At 51.7% G+C, this 17620-nt stretch carries 15 protein-coding genes and 1 pseudogene; 10 read left to right on the top strand and 6 right to left on the bottom strand.

Annotated features, from left to right (window positions below):
- Positions 1–6: 6 nt before the first annotated feature.
- The 5 genes from alr (at position 7) to FFT88_RS20970 (ending at position 4473) form a co-directional block, all read left to right on the top strand.
- Positions 7–1086: an alanine racemase gene (gene alr, locus FFT88_RS20990; RefSeq protein ID WP_130218569.1), complete on the top strand. Its 1080-nt coding sequence runs from the start codon at positions 7–9 to the stop codon at positions 1084–1086.
- Between the two features lie 253 nt (positions 1087–1339).
- Entirely contained in the window at positions 1340–2533 is a 1194-nt protein-coding gene (gene tyrB, locus FFT88_RS20985) for an aromatic amino acid transaminase (RefSeq protein WP_135405651.1), read from the top strand.
- A gap of 339 nt (positions 2534–2872) precedes the next feature.
- Positions 2873–3586, top strand: coding sequence for an acid phosphatase AphA (gene aphA, locus FFT88_RS20980; protein ID WP_130224290.1), 714 nt, complete (start codon positions 2873–2875; stop codon positions 3584–3586).
- Positions 3587–3696: 110 nt separating this feature from the next.
- On the top strand, positions 3697–4113 hold the full coding sequence (locus FFT88_RS20975; RefSeq protein ID WP_130205818.1) for a secondary thiamine-phosphate synthase enzyme YjbQ: 417 nt from the start codon (positions 3697–3699) through the stop codon (positions 4111–4113).
- A 3-nt stretch (positions 4114–4116) separates the two neighbouring features.
- Complete coding sequence (locus tag FFT88_RS20970; protein WP_130218565.1) at positions 4117–4473, top strand: MmcQ/YjbR family DNA-binding protein; 357 nt, start codon at positions 4117–4119, stop codon at positions 4471–4473.
- A 51-nt stretch (positions 4474–4524) separates the two neighbouring features.
- Here FFT88_RS20970 and FFT88_RS25870 read toward each other — a convergent pair.
- Positions 4525–4632: pseudogene (locus FFT88_RS25870) on the bottom strand (hypothetical protein); the annotation flags it as partial.
- A 48-nt stretch (positions 4633–4680) separates the two neighbouring features.
- Positions 4681–7503 (bottom strand): excinuclease ABC subunit UvrA, encoded by a 2823-nt coding sequence (gene uvrA / locus FFT88_RS20965; RefSeq protein WP_130205822.1) that lies wholly within the window; start codon positions 7501–7503, stop codon positions 4681–4683.
- A gap of 253 nt (positions 7504–7756) precedes the next feature.
- On the opposite strand from uvrA, the gene ssb1 reads away from it, so the two are divergent.
- Positions 7757–8293, top strand: a complete 537-nt coding sequence (ssb1, locus tag FFT88_RS20955; protein WP_000168309.1) for a single-stranded DNA-binding protein SSB1 — start codon at positions 7757–7759, stop codon at positions 8291–8293.
- 98 nt (positions 8294–8391) lie between these two features.
- Here the strand turns inward: ssb1 and FFT88_RS20950 are convergent, their stop codons facing one another.
- Complete coding sequence (locus tag FFT88_RS20950) at positions 8392–8673, bottom strand: YjcB family protein (RefSeq protein ID WP_135385191.1); 282 nt, start codon at positions 8671–8673, stop codon at positions 8392–8394.
- A gap of 439 nt (positions 8674–9112) precedes the next feature.
- Here FFT88_RS20950 and FFT88_RS20945 point away from each other — a divergent pair, with 439 nt between their 5' ends.
- Positions 9113–10699: an EAL domain-containing protein gene (locus tag FFT88_RS20945; RefSeq protein ID WP_130218561.1), complete on the top strand. Its 1587-nt coding sequence runs from the start codon at positions 9113–9115 to the stop codon at positions 10697–10699.
- Between the two features lie 2 nt (positions 10700–10701).
- On the opposite strand, the gene soxS is transcribed toward FFT88_RS20945, so the two are convergent.
- On the bottom strand, positions 10702–11025 hold the full coding sequence (soxS, locus tag FFT88_RS20940) for a superoxide response transcriptional regulator SoxS (protein ID WP_000019357.1): 324 nt from the start codon (positions 11023–11025) through the stop codon (positions 10702–10704).
- 85 nt (positions 11026–11110) lie between these two features.
- Between soxS and soxR the strand changes: the two genes are divergently transcribed.
- From soxR to FFT88_RS20925, 3 genes are all read left to right on the top strand, one after another.
- Complete coding sequence (gene soxR, locus FFT88_RS20935) at positions 11111–11575, top strand: redox-sensitive transcriptional activator SoxR (RefSeq protein WP_000412428.1); 465 nt, start codon at positions 11111–11113, stop codon at positions 11573–11575.
- Between the two features lie 544 nt (positions 11576–12119).
- Positions 12120–13469: a guanine/hypoxanthine transporter GhxP gene (gene ghxP / locus FFT88_RS20930; RefSeq protein ID WP_130205830.1), complete on the top strand. Its 1350-nt coding sequence runs from the start codon at positions 12120–12122 to the stop codon at positions 13467–13469.
- A 149-nt stretch (positions 13470–13618) separates the two neighbouring features.
- A complete protein-coding gene (locus tag FFT88_RS20925; RefSeq protein WP_130205832.1) occupies positions 13619–15268 on the top strand; it encodes a Na+/H+ antiporter in 1650 nt (549 codons plus the stop codon).
- 82 nt (positions 15269–15350) lie between these two features.
- Here FFT88_RS20925 and actP read toward each other — a convergent pair whose 3' ends face one another.
- Together actP and FFT88_RS20915 are read right to left on the bottom strand one after the other, a co-directional pair.
- Positions 15351–17000, bottom strand: coding sequence for a cation/acetate symporter ActP (gene actP / locus FFT88_RS20920; RefSeq protein WP_000832550.1), 1650 nt, complete (start codon positions 16998–17000; stop codon positions 15351–15353).
- The gene (locus tag FFT88_RS20915; protein WP_001337746.1) at positions 16997–17311 is read right to left on the bottom strand and encodes a DUF485 domain-containing protein; all 315 of its coding nucleotides are present in this window, start codon (positions 17309–17311) and stop codon (positions 16997–16999) included. Before FFT88_RS20915 ends, actP begins: the two co-directional genes overlap by 4 nt.
- Positions 17312–17620 lie beyond the last annotated feature (309 nt).

The following is a 17620-nucleotide window of genomic DNA, read 5'->3' as shown; positions in this document are numbered from 1 at the left end:
ATACAAATGCAAGCGGCAACTGTAGTGATTAACCGCCGCGCTCTGCGACACAACTTGCAACGTCTGCGTGAACTGGCCCCCGCCAGTAAACTGGTTGCGGTGGTGAAAGCGAACGCTTATGGTCACGGTCTTCTTGAAACCGCGCGAACGCTTCCTGATGCCGACGCCTTTGGCGTAGCCCGTCTCGAAGAAGCCCTGCGGCTTAGAGCAGGGGGCATCACGCAACCTATTTTGTTACTGGAAGGCTTTTTTGAAGCAGACGATCTGCCGACGATCTCCGCTGAACATCTGCATACCGCCGTGCATAACGAAGAACAGCTCGCTGCTCTGGAAGAGGCCAGTCTGGAGGAGCCAGTTACCGTCTGGATGAAACTCGACACCGGTATGCACCGACTGGGCGTTTTACCGGAACAAGCCGAGGCGTTTTACCAACGTCTTACGCAATGTAAAAACGTCCGTCAGCCGGTGAATATTGTCAGCCACTTTGCTCGCGCTGATGAGCCAAAATGCGGCGCGACTGAGAAACAACTCGATATCTTCAATACCTTTTGCGAAGGCAAACCCGGCAAGCGTTCAATCGCCGCATCGGGTGGAATTTTGTTATGGCCGCAGTCGCATTTTGATTGGGTGCGCCCGGGCATCATTCTATACGGTGTGTCACCGCTGGAAGATGGCTCCACCGGTGCTGATTTCGGTTGCCAGCCAGTGATGTCACTGACCTCCAGCCTGATTGCCGTGCGTGAGCATAAAGCGGGTGAACCGGTAGGCTATGGCGGCACCTGGATTAGCGAGCGCGATACCCGCCTTGGCGTGGTGGCGATGGGCTATGGCGATGGCTACCCGCGCGCCGCGCCGTCCGGTACGCCAGTGCTGGTTAATGGTCGTGAAGTACCGATTGTTGGTCGCGTGGCGATGGATATGATCTGCGTAGATTTAGGTCCACAGGCGCAGGATAAAGCCGGGGACCAGGTCATTTTATGGGGTGAAGGTTTGCCCGTAGAGCGTATCGCAGAAATAACAAAAGTGAGTGCTTACGAACTTATCACGCGCCTGACGTCAAGGGTCGCGATGAAATACGTGGATTAATCGTTCTGTAATAGTTGATCGTCTGTGCCGGATGCGGCGTGAATGCCTTATCCGGCACGTAATATCTTGTAAATTCAATAAATTGATTTTCTCGCATGGCTCTTATAAAGGCCGTGCATCTGGCGATTGTGCGTTTGTCATGAGTCTCACTCTGTTGCTAATTGCCGTTCGTCGCTGAACATCCTCTCGATCTTCGCCATCTTCCGGTTTATTGTGTTTTAACCACCTGCCCGTAAACCAGGAGAACCATCGCGTGTTTCAAAAAGTTGACGCCTATGCTGGCGACCCGATTCTTTCGCTTATGGAGCGTTTTAAAGAAGACACTCGCAGCGACAAAGTGAATTTGAGTATCGGCCTGTACTACAACGAAGACGGGATTATTCCGCAACTAAAAGCTGTCGCGGAAGCGGAAGCGCGTCTGAATGCACAACCTCATGGCGCTTCGCTTTATTTACCGATGGAAGGGCTGAACAGCTATCGCCATGCCATTTCGCCGCTGCTGTTTGGCGCTGACCATCCGGTGCTACAACAAAAGCGTGTGGCGACCATTCAGACGCTCGGTGGTTCGGGAGCATTAAAAGTAGGCGCTGACTTCCTGAAACGCTACTTCCCGGAATCAGGCGTCTGGGTCAGCGATCCCACCTGGGAAAACCATGTGGCAATATTCGCGGGGGCTGGATTCGAAGTGAATACTTACCCCTGGTATGACGAAGCGACTAACGGCGTGCGTTTTAATGACCTGTTGGCGACGCTGAAAACATTACCTGCCCGCAGCATTGTGCTGTTGCATCCGTGCTGCCATAACCCAACGGGCGCCGATCTCGCCAACGACCAGTGGGACGCGGTGATTGAAATTCTCAAAGCACGCGAGCTTATTCCATTCCTCGATATTGCCTATCAAGGATTTGGTGCCGGTATGGAAGAAGATGCCTATGCCATTCGCGCGATCGCCAGCGCCGGATTACCTGCTCTGGTGAGCAATTCATTCTCGAAAATTTTCTCCCTTTACGGCGAGCGTGTTGGCGGTCTTTCTGTGGTGTGTGAAGATGCCGAAGCCGCAGGCCGCGTACTGGGGCAGTTGAAAGCAACAGTACGTCGTAACTACTCCAGCCCGCCAAATTTTGGTGCGCAGGTGGTGGCTACGGTGCTGAATGATGCGGCGTTAAAAGCTAGCTGGCTGGCAGAAGTGGAAGAAATGCGTACCCGTATTCTGGCGATGCGTCAGGAACTGGTGAAGGTATTGAGTAAAGAGATGCCAGAACGCAATTTTGATTATTTGCTTAAGCAGCGCGGCATGTTCAGCTATACCGGTTTAAGCGCTGCTCAGGTTGACCGACTGCGTGACGAGTTTGGTGTTTACCTGATTGCCAGCGGCCGCATGTGTGTTGCCGGACTTAATGCGCAAAATGTGCATCGCGTGGCGAAGGCGTTTGCAGCCGTGATGTAATGTCGTTAGCAGGTGGTTGAACAGCCGCCTGCTCAATTTTAACTCGTTGATATAATTAGTATCATTGAGAATAGAGAGAAGGAAATATTCTACCCCTCATATAAAGCCGCTCACTTCTGGTAAGCGATATTAACCACGGACAAAATGGATATACCTACGCCACGGCTAGACATTAAGCTATTAAAAAACACGAACTTCTCTCATGTGATCCTGCTCCCTTTCTCTAACAAAACCGCAGATAATCCTTTCTTTCCCCCGCTGCTGGCGTTATGGTCAGATGGTTTTTTCAACAAATCTCACAATAAAAAGTTTTAACTTACTGACTATTTAGGGAAAAATATGCGCAAGATCACACAGGCATTGAGTGCCGTTTGCTTATTGTTCGCTCTAAACAGTTCCGCTGTTGCCCTGGCCTCATCACCTTCACCGCTTAATCCGGGTACTAACGTAGCCAAACTCGCTGAACAGGCGCCAATTCATTGGGTTTCAGTCGCCCAAATTGAAAACAGTCTGGCAGGACGTCCACAGATGGCAGTAGGGTTTGATATTGATGACACTGTTCTGTTTTCCAGCCCTGGATTCTGGCGCGGCAAAAAAACGTTCTCGCCAGAAAGCGAAGATTATCTAAAAAACCCGGCATTCTGGGAAAAGATGAACAACGGTTGGGATGAATTCAGTATTCCAAAAGAGGTCGCGCGTCAGCTAATTGATATGCATGTCCGCCGTGGCGACACCATTTTCTTTGTGACAGGTCGTAGCCCTACGAAAACTGAAACAGTGTCAAAAACGCTAGCTGATGACTTTCACATTCCTGCAACCAGTATGAACCCGGTGATTTTTGCGGGCGATAAAGCAGAACAAAATACAAAAACGCAGTGGCTACAGGATAAAAATATCCGAATTTTTTATGGTGATTCCGATAACGATATTACCGCTGCGCGTGATGTTGGCATCCGTGGCATCCGCATTCTGCGAGCCTCTAACTCTACCTACAAACCCTTGCCACAAGCGGGTGCATTCGATGAAGAGGTGATCATCAATTCAGAATACTGATAAGTCGGGAGAGCGCCTGACTCTCCCGAATGCTGTTTTTTTAATCGCACCTTTATCCTTTCGCTGTCTTGCTGCAAACTGATTAAGAGAGTTTTATCAAGGAGCAGCACATGTGGTTTCAAAAGACGCTCACGCTTAGCGCTAAATCTCGTGGGTTTCATTTGGTAACGGATGAAATCCTGACTCAACTAGCTGATATGCCGCGTGTTAATGTCGGTTTACTGCACCTGTTGCTGCAACACACTTCCGCCTCTCTGACACTTAATGAGAATTGCGACCCCACAGTACGCTATGACATGGAGCGTTTTTTCCTACGCACCGTTCCCGACAACGGAAACTATGAGCATGACTATGAAGGGGCAGACGATATGCCTTCTCATATCAAATCCTCGATGCTGGGGGTATCGCTCGTATTGCCAGTGCATCAGGGGCGTATTCAGACCGGCACCTGGCAGGGAATATGGCTTGGGGAACATCGCATCCACGGCGGTTCGCGTCGCATTATCGCGACACTACAAGGGGAGTAAAAAATGACCATTTCGGAGTTGCTACAATATTGCATGGCAAAACCAGGCGCAGAACAGAGTGTGCATAGTGACTGGAAAGCAACGCAAATCAAAGTGGAAGATGTGCTGTTTGCGATGGTGAAAGAAGTGGAAAATCGCCCAGCGGTTTCGCTGAAAACCAGCCCTGCGCTGGCCGAGCTTTTGCGACAGCAGCATAGCGATGTTCGTCCCAGTCGGCATCTGAACAAAGCGCACTGGAGCACCGTATATCTCGACGGCTCGTTGCCAGATTCGCAAATCTATTATCTGGTCGATGCGTCGTATCAGCAGGCGGTGAATTTGCTGCCGGAAGAAAAACGTAAATTGCTGGTGCAACTCTGAAAGGAAAAGACCGTTCAGCAAGCGGCCTGAGAATGATGACAAACGCAAAATTGCCTGATGCGCTACGCTTATCAGGCCTACGCAATCCCTGCAATATATTGAAATTGCATGTTTTTGTAGGCCGGATAAGGCGTTCACACCGCATCCGGCAAGAACAAAGCGCACTTTGTTAATAATCTGAGGCCGCTCAGAAAGCGGCCTTAACGATTACAGCATCGGCTTGAGGAAGCGTGCCGTGTGTGATGCTTCGCACTCCGCGACGGTTTCTGGCGTACCGGAGACGAGGATTTCGCCGCCGCCACTGCCGCCTTCTGGTCCCAGGTCGACAATCCAGTCAGCGGTTTTGATCACGTCGAGATTGTGCTCAATCACCACAATGGTGTTGCCCTGATCGCGCAGTTTATGCAGCACGTCGAGCAGTTGCTGAATATCGGCGAAGTGCAGGCCGGTAGTCGGCTCGTCGAGAATATACAGTGTCTGCCCGGTGCCGCGTTTTGACAGCTCACGCGCCAGCTTCACGCGCTGGGCTTCACCGCCGGAAAGCGTGGTTGCGGACTGCCCGAGGCGGATATACGTCAGGCCAACATCCATCAACGTTTGCAGCTTACGTGCCAGCGCCGGTACGGCATCGAAGAACTCACGCGCTTCTTCGATGGTCATATCCAACACTTCGTGGATGGTTTTGCCTTTGTACTTAATCTCCAGCGTTTCACGGTTATAACGTTTACCTTTGCACTGGTCGCACGGTACGTAAATATCCGGCAGGAAGTGCATCTCCACTTTGATCACGCCATCGCCCTGACAGGCTTCGCAACGACCGCCACGGACGTTAAAGCTGAAACGTCCTGGCGTATAACCGCGCGCGCGGGATTCCGGTACGCCCGCAAACAATTCACGTACAGGCGTAAACACGCCGGTATAGGTCGCCGGGTTAGAACGCGGAGTACGACCAATCGGGCTTTGGTCGATATCGATGACTTTATCGAAATGCTCCAGTCCCTGAATATCGCGATACGGTGCCGGTTCGGCGATGGTCGCACCATTCAACTGACGTTGGGCAATCGGGAACAGTGTGTCGTTAATTAGCGTCGATTTACCGGAACCTGAAACACCTGTAATGCAGGTAAACAGACCGACTGGCAGTGTCAGCGTTACGTCTTTCAGGTTGTTGCCACGCGCGCCTGTCAGCTTCAACACTTTTTCTGGATCCGCCGGAACGCGTTTCTTCGGCACTTCAATCTTGCGTTTGCCGCTCATGTACTGCCCGGTCAACGACTCCGGCACCGCCATAATCGCTTCCAGTGGACCTTCCGCGACCACTTCACCACCGTGTACACCAGCGCCCGGGCCAATGTCGATCACATGGTCAGCGGCGCGAATAGCGTCTTCGTCGTGCTCCACCACAATCACGGTATTACCGAGATCGCGCAGGTGGATAAGCGTACCCAGCAGGCGTTCGTTATCGCGCTGGTGCAGGCCGATAGACGGTTCGTCCAGCACGTACATCACACCAACCAGGCCCGCACCAATCTGGCTCGCCAGACGGATACGCTGGGCTTCACCGCCAGAAAGCGTTTCTGCCGAGCGGGAAAGCGTCAGGTAATTCAGGCCGACGTTAACGAGGAATTTCAGGCGATCGCCGATCTCTTTGAGGATTTTTTCCGCAATCTTCGCCCGCTGACCAGCGAGTTTGAGATTGTTGAAAAACTCCATCGCATGACCAATGCTCATGTCGGAGATAGCAGGCAGCGGCGTATTCTCGACATACACGTGGCGCGCTTCCCGACGCAGACGTGTTCCGTCGCAGCTTGTACACGGGCGATTGCTGATAAACTTGGCTAACTCTTCGCGTACCGCGCTGGATTCCGTCTCTTTATAACGGCGCTCCATATTATGCAGCACGCCTTCGAACGGATGACGACGAATGGAGGTATCGCCACGATCGTTCATGTATTTGAATTCAATATTTTCTTTGCCAGAACCGTACAACACCACTTTATGCACGTTCGCGCTCAGGCTGCCCCACGGCGCTTCGACGTCGAACTTATAGTGGTCTGCCAGCGATTTCAGCATCTGGAAGTAATAGAAGTTGCGGCGATCCCAGCCACGGATCGCACCACCTGCCAGCGACAGTTCCGGGTTTTGGATCACACGGTCAGGATCGAAATATTGCTGTACGCCGAGGCCGTCACAGGTTGGGCAGGCCCCCGCCGGGTTGTTAAATGAAAACAGACGCGGTTCCAGTTCACGCATACTGTAGCCGCAAATCGGACAGGCGAAGTTGGCGGAGAAAAGCAGCTCTTCCGCTTTTGGATCGTCCATATCAGCGACGACCGCCGTACCGCCAGAAAGCTCCAGCGCCGTTTCAAACGACTCAGCCAGACGTTGGGTGAGATCGTCGCGTACTTTGAAACGATCAATAACCACTTCAATGGTGTGTTTCTTTTGCAGTTCCAGTTTCGGGGGATCGGAAAGATCGCAGACTTCGCCATCTATACGCGCACGGATGTAGCCCTGACTTGCCAGATTCTCCAGCGTTTTCGTGTGTTCGCCTTTGCGCTCTTTAATAATCGGCGCCAGCAGCATCAGACGTTTGCCTTCCGGCTGCGACAGCACGTTATCCACCATCTGGCTGACGGTTTGCGCCGCCAGCGGAACATCGTGGTCCGGGCAGCGCGGCTCACCGACGCGAGCGTACAGCAGACGCAAATAGTCGTGGATTTCGGTGATTGTCCCCACCGTAGAGCGCGGGTTATGAGACGTCGATTTCTGTTCAATGGAGATGGCAGGAGAAAGCCCCTCAATATGGTCGACATCCGGCTTTTCCATCAGTGACAGAAATTGCCGCGCGTAGGCGGAAAGGGATTCAACGTAACGACGCTGCCCTTCGGCATATAAGGTGTCGAAAGCGAGCGAGGATTTGCCAGAACCCGAAAGCCCGGTCACGACAATGAGTTTGTCGCGGGGGATAACGAGGTTGATGTTTTTTAGATTATGGGTGCGGGCGCCCCGAACTTCGATCTTATCCATTCACCTTTCCCGGATTAAACGCTTTTTTGCCCGGTGGCATGGTGCTACCGGCGATCACAAACGGTTAATTATGACACAGAATGACCTGAATGAATATACAGTGTTGGAATGCAAAACCCAGAGCGCTATGTAACAATGTTTGACCAGAATTGTTTAGCGGAACCGAGGTCACAACATAGTAAAACCGCTATTGGTAATGCTACAATCGCGCGTTTACACTTATTAGAACGTTTTTTTTTCAGGAGACATGAACATGGCCAGCAGAGGCGTAAACAAGGTTATTCTCGTTGGTAATCTGGGTCAGGACCCGGAAGTACGCTACATGCCAAATGGTGGCGCAGTTGCCAACATTACGCTGGCTACTTCCGAATCCTGGCGTGATAAAGCGACCGGCGAGATGAAAGAGCAGACTGAATGGCACCGCGTTGTGCTGTTCGGCAAACTGGCTGAAGTGGCCAGCGAATATCTGCGTAAAGGTTCCCAGGTTTATATCGAAGGTCAGCTGCGTACCCGCAAATGGACCGATCAATCCGGTCAGGATCGCTACACCACGGAAGTGGTGGTGAACGTTGGCGGCACCATGCAGATGCTGGGTGGCCGTCAGGGCGGTGGTGCACCGGCAGGCGGTAACGTCGGTGGCGGTCAGCCGCAGGGCGGTTGGGGCCAGCCTCAGCAGCCGCAGGGTGGCAATCAGTTCAGCGGCGGCGCGCAGTCTCGCCCGCAGCAGTCCGCTCCGGCAGCGCCGTCTAACGAGCCGCCGATGGATTTCGATGACGATATCCCATTCTGATTTTGTTTTAAAACAATAGATTATATTGTTTTAAGGTAGATGATTAACGCATCTGCCAGGGATAAAAAAGAAGCCTCCATAATGGAGGCTTCTGCATATCACACCAAAATCATCGGCCATTGTGGCGGTGCCTGATTTGTGGCTTCCACTATTACCGACTCAATATTGTGCCAGATTGCGGCAATATCCATCATTGTGATTCCGAGCAGTCCCATCGCGAACCAGCAGGCGGAAATAACGCCCAGGCCACTACTGATCACCGCGAGCCCTACGTAATCAGACCGCCGAAAACGGATGTTGAGCGTACTTGCCATAAACATCAGTACGGCGCTAAGAAGCTGCCAGCGAAGAAGAACCACGCCAGTGGTGAGGGTAGCCATCGAACATTTCCTCTGAAAATAACCGATGCCCTGGACAGCACGGTGTTGTTCACGGGAGGTGTGATGCACTCTGGCTATCATGGGGCTTACAAAATACCAAAATGAAACAATTAGTGTGTTTCATTATTTTTGTGAACTATATCACAATTGGTTGTTTGTTAGCCAGATAGAGTCACTATTTTTATTAGCGTGCTTATTTTGTGGTTTTTCAGTGGCGTCGTGGAAATACAAAATATCGTACATTCCTGACTGACCCGCATTTTTTAGTAAATTCTTTTTGATATCAGCGTGTTATTTTTATTAAAACAACGATTATAAAGGTATCAATTTCAAATCAGGCAAAAGTGCTATTTATACCGTAAGATTTATCTAACGTCGTCGGTGGCCAGGGTTTTCACCTTGCAATGACCAGCTATAACCAGACAGGGAATTGATAGAAATGAGTCATCGTGCACGACACAAATTGCTGGCGTTGCCGGGCATTATCTTTGTAGCACTTCTTCCCATCATCCTGTCACTATGGATTGCCTTCATTTGGGCAAAATCAGAAGTGAACAATCAGCTTCGTGTCTTTGCCCAACTGGCGCTGGATAAATCCGAGCTGGTCATTCAACAGGCAGATTCAGCGAGCGATGAAGCGGAACGCTATCAGGGGCAAGTTTGCACTCCGGATCATCAGAAGCGAATGTTGAATATTATTCGTGGCTATCTTTATATCAATGAACTGATATATGCCCAGGATAACCGTTTTTTATGTTCTTCGCTTATCGCTCCCGCTGACGGATATATAATTGCCCCCGCGGATTATAAGCGTGACCCTGACATTTCTATCTATTATTACCGCGATACCCCTTTTTTCTCCGGTTATAAAATGACTTATATGCAGCGGGGTAATTATGTGGCGGTCATCAATCCTTTATTCTGGAGCGAGGTGATATCTGACGATCCGACGCTGCAATGGGGCGTGTATGATACGGTGACGAAAACCTTTTTTTCGTTAAGCAACCAGGCCTCGGCTGAAACGTTTACTCCGTTAATTCATCTGAATGATTTAACGGTGCAACGAAATGGTCATTTGTATGCAATGGTACATTCAACAAAACGCCCAATAGCGGCCATTGTTGCCACTTCAAATAAACGTCTTATCGCTCATTTTTATAATCATCTTATCTTTGCTTTGCCCGCAGGTATTTTTTGCAGTCTGGTACTACTGTTACTCTGGTTGCGGATTAGCCAGGAGTACCAGTCACCCAAACGCAAATTGCAACGCGCCCTCGAAAAAAGACAGCTTTGTCTTTATTACCAGCCAATTATCGATATCAAAACAGAAAAATGTATTGGCGCTGAAGCGTTGCTACGTTGGCCAGGTGGTCAGGGGCAAGTGATGAGTCCGGCAGAGTTTATCCCATTGGCGGAAAAAGAGGGGATGATTGAGTTAGTCACTGATTATGTTATTGATAATGTATTCAGCGATCTGGGGGCGTATCTGGCAACACATGCCGATCGCTATGTTTCTATTAACCTGTCGGCCTCCGACTTTCATACATCGCGTTTAATTGCGCGAACCAATCAGAAAATAGAGCAATACGCGGTGCGTCCGCAGCAAATTAAATTTGAAGTTACTGAACATGCGTTTCTTGATGTCACCAAAATGACGCCGATTATTCATGCTTTCCGTCAGGCCGGTTATGAAGTTGCGATTGATGACTTCGGTATTGGCTACTCCAACTTACACAACCTTAATTCATTGAATATCGATATTTTGAAAATCGATAAATCGTTTGTTGAGACGCTGACCACGCACAAAACCAGCCATTTGATTGCGGAACACATCATTGAACTGGCGCACAGTCTGGGGCTAAAAACGATAGCGGAAGGGGTAGAAACGTCGGAGCAGGTTAATTGGCTGCGCAAACGCGGCGTGCGTTATTGCCAGGGCTGGTATTTTGCAAAGGCGATGCCGCCGCAAATGTTTATGGAATGGACAGGGAAATTACCCGCACATGAGTTAATGTGCGGGCAATAATTCTAGATACGGTGGCGATAATCGCTGGGAGTGCGATCAAACTGCCGACGGAAAACGCGGGAAAAGGTCTGCTGCGAGACATACCCAAGATCCATTGCGATATCAAAAATAGGGCGCTCGGTGGTGCGCAACTCAACGGCAGCCAGTAACAGGCGGCGTTGACGAATGTAATCACCAAGTGTCTGGTGCGTTACCGTGCGGAACATCCGCTGTAAGTACCACTTTGAATAACCTGATTTTTTTGCGACGACATCAATGTTCAGTGGCTGGTCAATATGCTCGTCAATCCATGCGATAAGATCCTGAATAATTTTCTGATGGGACATAAATCTGCCTCTTTTCAGTGTTCAGTTCGTTAATTCATCTGTTGGGGAGTATAATTCCTCAAGTTAACTTGAGGTAAAGCGATTTATGGAAAAGAAATTACCCCGCATTAAAGCCTTGCTCACCCCAGGCGAAGTGGCGAAACGCAGTGGGGTAGCGGTATCTGCACTGCATTTCTATGAGAGCAAAGGGCTGATTACCAGTATTCGAAATAGCGGCAATCAGCGACGATATAAGCGTGATGTGTTGCGATATGTGGCGATTATCAAGATTGCTCAACGTATTGGCATTCCATTGGCGACTATTGGTGAAGCATTTGGTGTGTTGCCTGAAGGGCATACATTAAGCGCCAAAGAGTGGAAGCAGCTTTCTTCGCAATGGCGAGAAGAATTAGATCGGCGCATTCATACCTTAGTGGCTCTGCGAGATGAACTGGACGGTTGTATTGGCTGCGGCTGCCTTTCGCGTAGCGACTGCCCGTTGCGTAACCCGGGCGACCGCTTAGGGGAAGAAGGTACTGGCGCGCGTTTGCTGGAAGACGAGCAAAACTAAAGCGCCACAAGGGCGCTTTAGTTTGTTTCCGGTCTTTGTCTTTCACTCTATCCCGCTGGTACACAGGAGGGTTTCCCCCGACGTCAACACACCTCATTCGAGCACGTGGTGGAGGTTCCGGTTGGTGTTGATAGTTTAATTGTATGCCGCCTCCGTATCTTCGCCAGTGCAAAAAGACGTTTTTTAGCCGCAATATTTTTGCCATCTTGCACGATTTTTTACTGCAACCCTTTGCTACAAGCTACCTACAAATGCCGTAATTTTGCGCATCGACGATAACGTTTGCGCATCAATTGCCTGGTTTTTAATCGTCAATACAAGAAAAGGGAAAAAAGCAGCAAACTTCGGTTGAAAAAGCCGCTATGATCGCCGGATAATCGTTTGCTTTTTTTTACCACCCGTTTTGTATGCGCGGAGCTAAACGTTTGCTTTTTTGCGACGCCCCACATTGTCGCAAACCTGGAGCAGGAAGATAACGTTTCGCTGGCAGGGGATTGTCCGCCACGCATCTTGACGAAAAATAAACTCTCAGGGGATGTTTTCTATGTCTACGCCATCAGCGCGTACCGGCGGTTCACTCGACGCCTGGTTTAAAATTTCACAACGTGGAAGCACTGTCCGTCAGGAAGTGGTTGCCGGGTTAACAACGTTTCTGGCGATGGTCTACTCGGTCATCGTCGTTCCGGGCATGCTGGGTAAAGCGGGCTTCCCACCAGCAGCAGTTTTCGTTGCGACCTGTCTGGTTGCCGGAATTGGTTCTATCGCGATGGGGCTGTGGGCCAATTTGCCGCTGGCTATCGGTTGCGCCATCTCCCTGACCGCATTTACTGCATTCAGCCTGGTGCTGGGGCAGCATATTAGCGTTCCGGTCGCGCTGGGCGCCGTGTTCCTGATGGGGGTGCTGTTTACAGTCATTTCTGCAACGGGTATCCGTAGCTGGATTTTGCGCAACTTGCCACACGGTGTGGCGCACGGTACGGGGATTGGTATCGGCCTGTTCCTGCTGCTGATTGCTGCGAATGGTGTTGGCCTGGTCATTAAAAATCCGCTCGACGGTCTGCCGGTTGCGCTGGGTGATTTCGCCACCTTCCCGGTTATTATGTCGCTGGTAGGTCTGGCGGTGATCGTCGGTCTGGAAAAACTGAAAGTGCCGGGCGGCATTCTGCTGACCATTATCGGTATCTCGATTGTGGGCCTGATCTTCGATCCTAACGTTCATTTCTCCGGCGTTTTCGCTATGCCGTCATTGAGCGATGAAAATGGTAACTCGCTGATTGGTAGCCTGGACATTATGGGCGCGCTGAATCCGGTGGTACTGCCGAGCGTACTGGCGTTGGTGATGACGGCGGTCTTTGATGCGACCGGAACCATCCGTGCAGTCGCCGGTCAGGCGAACCTGCTGGATAAAGACGGGCAGATCATTGATGGCGGCAAAGCGCTGACCACCGACTCCCTGAGCAGCGTTTTCTCAGGCCTGGTGGGGGCGGCTCCGGCTGCGGTATACATCGAGTCTGCGGCGGGTACGGCAGCGGGTGGTAAAACCGGTCTGACGGCAATCACCGTTGGCGTGCTGTTCCTGCTGATTCTGTTCCTCTCTCCGCTCTCTTACCTTGTTCCAGGTTACGCAACGGCTCCGGCGCTGATGTATGTTGGCCTGCTGATGTTGAGCAACGTGGCGAAAATCGACTTTGCTGATTTTGTCGATGCGATGGCGGGGCTGGTGACGGCGGTATTCATTGTACTGACCTGTAATATCGTGACCGGCATTATGATCGGTTTCGCTACCCTGGTTATTGGGCGTCTGGTTTCTGGCGAATGGCGTAAGCTGAACATTGGTACGGTTGTTATCGCCGCGGCGCTGGTGACCTTCTACGCGGGTGGCTGGGCTATCTAATCTTTAATAAGATTCTGAAAACGGGTGGCAATGGCTGCCCGTTTTTATTTTCTCCGTACATTGTGTGAGCTTTTGCGATATTCTGAAAAAACTGAGAATTCAGGCATAGCGCCTTTCTCAAACCATAAAACATCGCAAACAGGGAACGCATGGAAATCTTCTTTACCATACTGATAATGACCCTCGTGGTTTCGCTGTCCGGGGTGGTCACTCGTGTCATGCCCTTTCAGATCCCGCTTCCGCTTATGCAAATCGCCATTGGTGCGCTACTGGCGTGGCCGACGTTTGGTTTGCATGTGGAGTTTGATCCTGAACTCTTTTTAGTTTTGTTTATCCCGCCGCTGCTGTTTGCTGATGGCTGGAAAACGCCGACTCGTGAATTTCTCGAACATGGTCGGGAGATCTTCGGTCTTGCGCTGGCGCTGGTGGTAGTCACCGTAGTCGGCATTGGCTTCCTCATTTATTGGGTGGTGCCAGGCATTCCGCTAATTCCGGCCTTTGCGCTGGCGGCGGTGCTCTCTCCGACCGATGCCGTGGCGCTCTCCGGGATTGTTGGCGAAGGGCGAATACCGAAAAAAATCATGGGCATTTTGCAGGGCGAAGCGTTGATGAATGACGCCTCAGGCCTGGTGTCGCTGAAGTTTGCCGTGGCAGTCGCGATGGGGACCATGATCTTCACTGTTGGCGGTGCGACGGTCGAATTTATGAAAGTCGCGATCGGCGGTATTCTCGCGGGGTTTGTGGTGAGCTGGCTATATGGTCGCTCGCTGCGCTTCCTGAGCCGCTGGGGCGGCGATGAACCCGCGACGCAGATCGTTCTGCTGTTCCTGCTGCCGTTCGCCTCTTATCTGATTGCCGAACATATTGGCGTTTCCGGTATCCTTGCGGCAGTTGCTGCCGGGATGACCATTACCCGTTCAGGCGTGATGCGCCGTGCGCCGCTGGCGATGCGTCTGCGTGCGAACAGCACCTGGGCGATGCTGGAGTTTGTCTTTAACGGCATGGTGTTCTTGCTGTTGGGCCTGCAACTGCCGGGCATTCTGGAGACGTCGCTGATGGCGGCAGAGATCGACCCGAACGTCGAAATCTGGATGCTGTTTACCGACATCATCTTGATTTACGCAGCGCTCATGCTGGTCCGTTTCGGCTGGCTGTGGACGATGAAAAAGTTCAGTAACCGCTTCCTGAAGAAGAAACCGATGGAGTTTGGTTCGTGGACCACACGAGAAATTCTTATCGCGTCTTTTGCCGGGGTTCGCGGGGCTATCACCCTGGCTGGTGTGCTCTCTATTCCGCTGCTGTTGCCGGATGGCAACGTCTTCCCGGCGCGTTATGAGCTGGTGTTTCTGGCGGCTGGCGTCATTCTCTTCTCGCTGTTTGTTGGCGTGGTAATGCTGCCTGTTCTGCTGCAACACATTGAAGTCGCAGATCATTCTCAGCAGCTGAAAGAGGAACGCATTGCGCGCGCGGCAACGGCAGAAGTGGCGATTGTGGCGATCCAGAAAATGGAAGAGCGACTGGCGGCGGACACTGAAGAGAATATCGACAACCAGCTGCTTACCGAAGTCAGCTCTCGCGTCATCGGTAACCTGCGTCGTCGCGCCGACGGCCGAAACGACGTTGAAAGTTCTGTCCAGGAAGAGAATCTGGAGCGTCGCTTCCGTCTGGCGGCGTTGCGTTCTGAACGTGCGGAACTTTATCACCTGCGCGCCACGCGGGAGATCAGCAACGAAACGCTGCAAAAGTTGCTACACGATCTCGATCTGCTGGAAGCGTTGTTAATTGAAGAGAACCAATAACGCTTTGGCGGTGTAATCGGTAAAAAGGTGCAGTACATCGCACCTTTTTACCGTTGGTCAGGTGACCAGAGGTTCGTGGAGATTAATGCGCGCGGCCCTGCTCAACGCCAAAGCCGGTCTGTGAACGGATAAATTGCGCACGGAACAGTTCACGCTCGCGCGCCCCTTCCGCTGAATTATCGGTTGCCGAGAAGAACCAGATGCCGAGGAATGCCACGCTGATTGAGAACAGCGCCGGGTATTCGTACGGGAAGATGGCTTTTTCGTGACCGAGGATCTGTACCCAAATCGTTGGGCCGAGGATCATCAGCACCACAGCAGTAATCAGCCCTAACCAGCCGCCCATCATTGCGCCACGAGTAGTCAACTTCGACCAGTACATGGAAAGCAGAATGATTGGGAAGTTGCAGCTCGCGGCGATGGCAAACGCCAGGCCCACCATGAACGCGATGTTCTGATTCTCAAACAGCACGCCGAGGATAATGGCAATCACGCCGAGGATCAGCACGGTGATTTTCGATACTCGCAGCTCTTCACGTTCGGTCGCGCCTTTTTTGAAGACGTTGGCGTACAGGTCGTGAGAAACCGCGGAAGCGCCTGCCAGCGTCAGACCCGCAACCACCGCGAGGATAGTGGCGAAAGCAACCGCTGAAATAAAGCCGAGGAACAGGTTGCCGCCCACCGCATTGGCCAGGTGAACTGCCGCCATGTTGTTACCACCAATCAGATGGCCCGCCGCGTCTTTATATTCCGGATTTGCACCGACCAGCATGATCGCGCCAAAGCCGATAATAAAGGTCAGGATGTAGAAGTAGCCCATAAATCCGGTGGCGTAGAACACGCTCTTACGTGCTTCGCGGGCATCGCTGACCGTAAAGAAGCGCATCAGAATATGCGGCAAGCCAGCCGTACCAAACATCAATCCAAGCCCCAGAGAGAGCGCGGAGATCGGATCTTTCACCAGTCCGCCCGGTTTCATGATGTCGACACCTTTTGGGTGTACCGCCATCGCTTCGCTGAACAGATTGTTGAAGCTAAAGCCGACGTGTTTCATCACCATAAAGGCCATAAAGCTGGCACCGAACAGCAACAGAACGGCTTTGATAATCTGTACCCAGGTGGTCGCCAGCATGCCGCCGAACAGAACGTACATCATCATCAGCACGCCGACCAGTACCACGGCAATGTGATAGTTAAGGCCAAACAGCAGTTCAATCAATTTACCGGCGCCGACCATCTGGGCGATAAGGTAAAGCGCCACCACCACCAGAGAACCACAAGCCGAAAGAATACGAATCGGCCCTTGTTTCAGGCGGTAAGAAGCCACATCCGCAAAGGTATAGCGGCCCAGGTTACGCAGACGTTCAGCAATCAGGAACAGAATGATTGGCCAGCCCACCAGGAAGCCCAGCGAGTAGATCAGCCCGTCATAGCCGGAAGTAAACACCAGCGCGGAGATCCCCAAAAATGAGGCGGCAGACATATAGTCCCCGGCAATCGCCAGCCCGTTCTGGAAGCCAGTGATATTGCCGCCTGCGGTGTAGTAGTCATTACGAGAACGTACGCGTTTTGACGCCCAGTAGGTAATGCCGAGCGTGAACACGACGAAAATCAGGAACATAATAATCGCCTGCCAGTTCGTTGGCTGGCGCTCTACGGCCCCGCTAATAGCATCCGCGGCGTTAGCTGCGAAAGGGAGTGTGGCGGCAAGCGCCGTCAGAACTCTTTTCATGATGCTTGTACCTCATGCAGGACTTCATTATTTAGACGGTCGAATTCGCCGTTCGCCCGCCAGATGTAGATACCAGTGAGAACAAAGGAGATAACAATGACCCCAACGCCAACGGGAATACCGCGTGTAACGCTGGTGTTCGGATTCAGCGGGGTGCCCAGCCAGCCGGGCGCGAAGGCGATCAGTAAAATAAAGCTGATATAAACTGCCAGCATAATAATCGACAGGATGGTGGCAAACCGTTGCCGTTTTTCGACTAACTCCCTGAAATGCGCATTGTCTTCTATCCGCTGATAAATCGTACCATTCATCACAGATTCTCCAGAGGTAATGTAGGGATTGTTTTAATTCCCGCTCCCTTATGGGAGAAGGTTAACGCTCGAGTAACCCTTGCCGAATGTAGGCCGGATAAGGTGCTTGCACCGCATCCGGCAATCAATGCCTGATGCGCCGCTGTCGCGTCTTATCAGGCCTACAGCCGTTGCCAGATGTAGGCCGGATAAGGCGTTTACGCCGCATCCGGCAATCAATGCCTGATGCGCCGCTGTCGCGTCTTATCAGGCCTACAACTGTTGCCGAATGTAGGCCGGATAAGGCGTTTACGCCGCATCCGGCAATCA

It is taken from the genome of Escherichia sp. E4930 (assembly GCF_005845405.1).
GTDB lineage: Bacteria > Pseudomonadota > Gammaproteobacteria > Enterobacterales > Enterobacteriaceae > Escherichia.
Note: the sequence above shows the minus strand (reverse complement) of the source record. Positions and strands in the feature narration are given on the sequence as shown.

Coding starts and splice junctions, on each gene's coding strand:
- alr (WP_130218569.1), top strand. CDS start 7: ATGCAAGCGGCAACTGTAGTGATTAACCGCCGCGCTCTGCGACACAAC.
- aphA (WP_130224290.1), top strand. CDS start 2,873: ATGCGCAAGATCACACAGGCATTGAGTGCCGTTTGCTTATTGTTCGCT.
- FFT88_RS20975 (WP_130205818.1), top strand. CDS start 3,697: ATGTGGTTTCAAAAGACGCTCACGCTTAGCGCTAAATCTCGTGGGTTT.
- FFT88_RS20970 (WP_130218565.1), top strand. CDS start 4,117: ATGACCATTTCGGAGTTGCTACAATATTGCATGGCAAAACCAGGCGCA.
- uvrA (WP_130205822.1), bottom strand. CDS start 7,503: ATGGATAAGATCGAAGTTCGGGGCGCCCGCACCCATAATCTAAAAAAC.
- ssb1 (WP_000168309.1), top strand. CDS start 7,757: ATGGCCAGCAGAGGCGTAAACAAGGTTATTCTCGTTGGTAATCTGGGT.
- FFT88_RS20950 (WP_135385191.1), bottom strand. CDS start 8,673: ATGGCTACCCTCACCACTGGCGTGGTTCTTCTTCGCTGGCAGCTTCTT.
- FFT88_RS20945 (WP_130218561.1), top strand. CDS start 9,113: ATGAGTCATCGTGCACGACACAAATTGCTGGCGTTGCCGGGCATTATC.
- soxS (WP_000019357.1), bottom strand. CDS start 11,025: ATGTCCCATCAGAAAATTATTCAGGATCTTATCGCATGGATTGACGAG.
- soxR (WP_000412428.1), top strand. CDS start 11,111: ATGGAAAAGAAATTACCCCGCATTAAAGCCTTGCTCACCCCAGGCGAA.
- ghxP (WP_130205830.1), top strand. CDS start 12,120: ATGTCTACGCCATCAGCGCGTACCGGCGGTTCACTCGACGCCTGGTTT.
- FFT88_RS20925 (WP_130205832.1), top strand. CDS start 13,619: ATGGAAATCTTCTTTACCATACTGATAATGACCCTCGTGGTTTCGCTG.
- actP (WP_000832550.1), bottom strand. CDS start 17,000: ATGAAAAGAGTTCTGACGGCGCTTGCCGCCACACTCCCTTTCGCAGCT.
- FFT88_RS20915 (WP_001337746.1), bottom strand. CDS start 17,311: ATGAATGGTACGATTTATCAGCGGATAGAAGACAATGCGCATTTCAGG.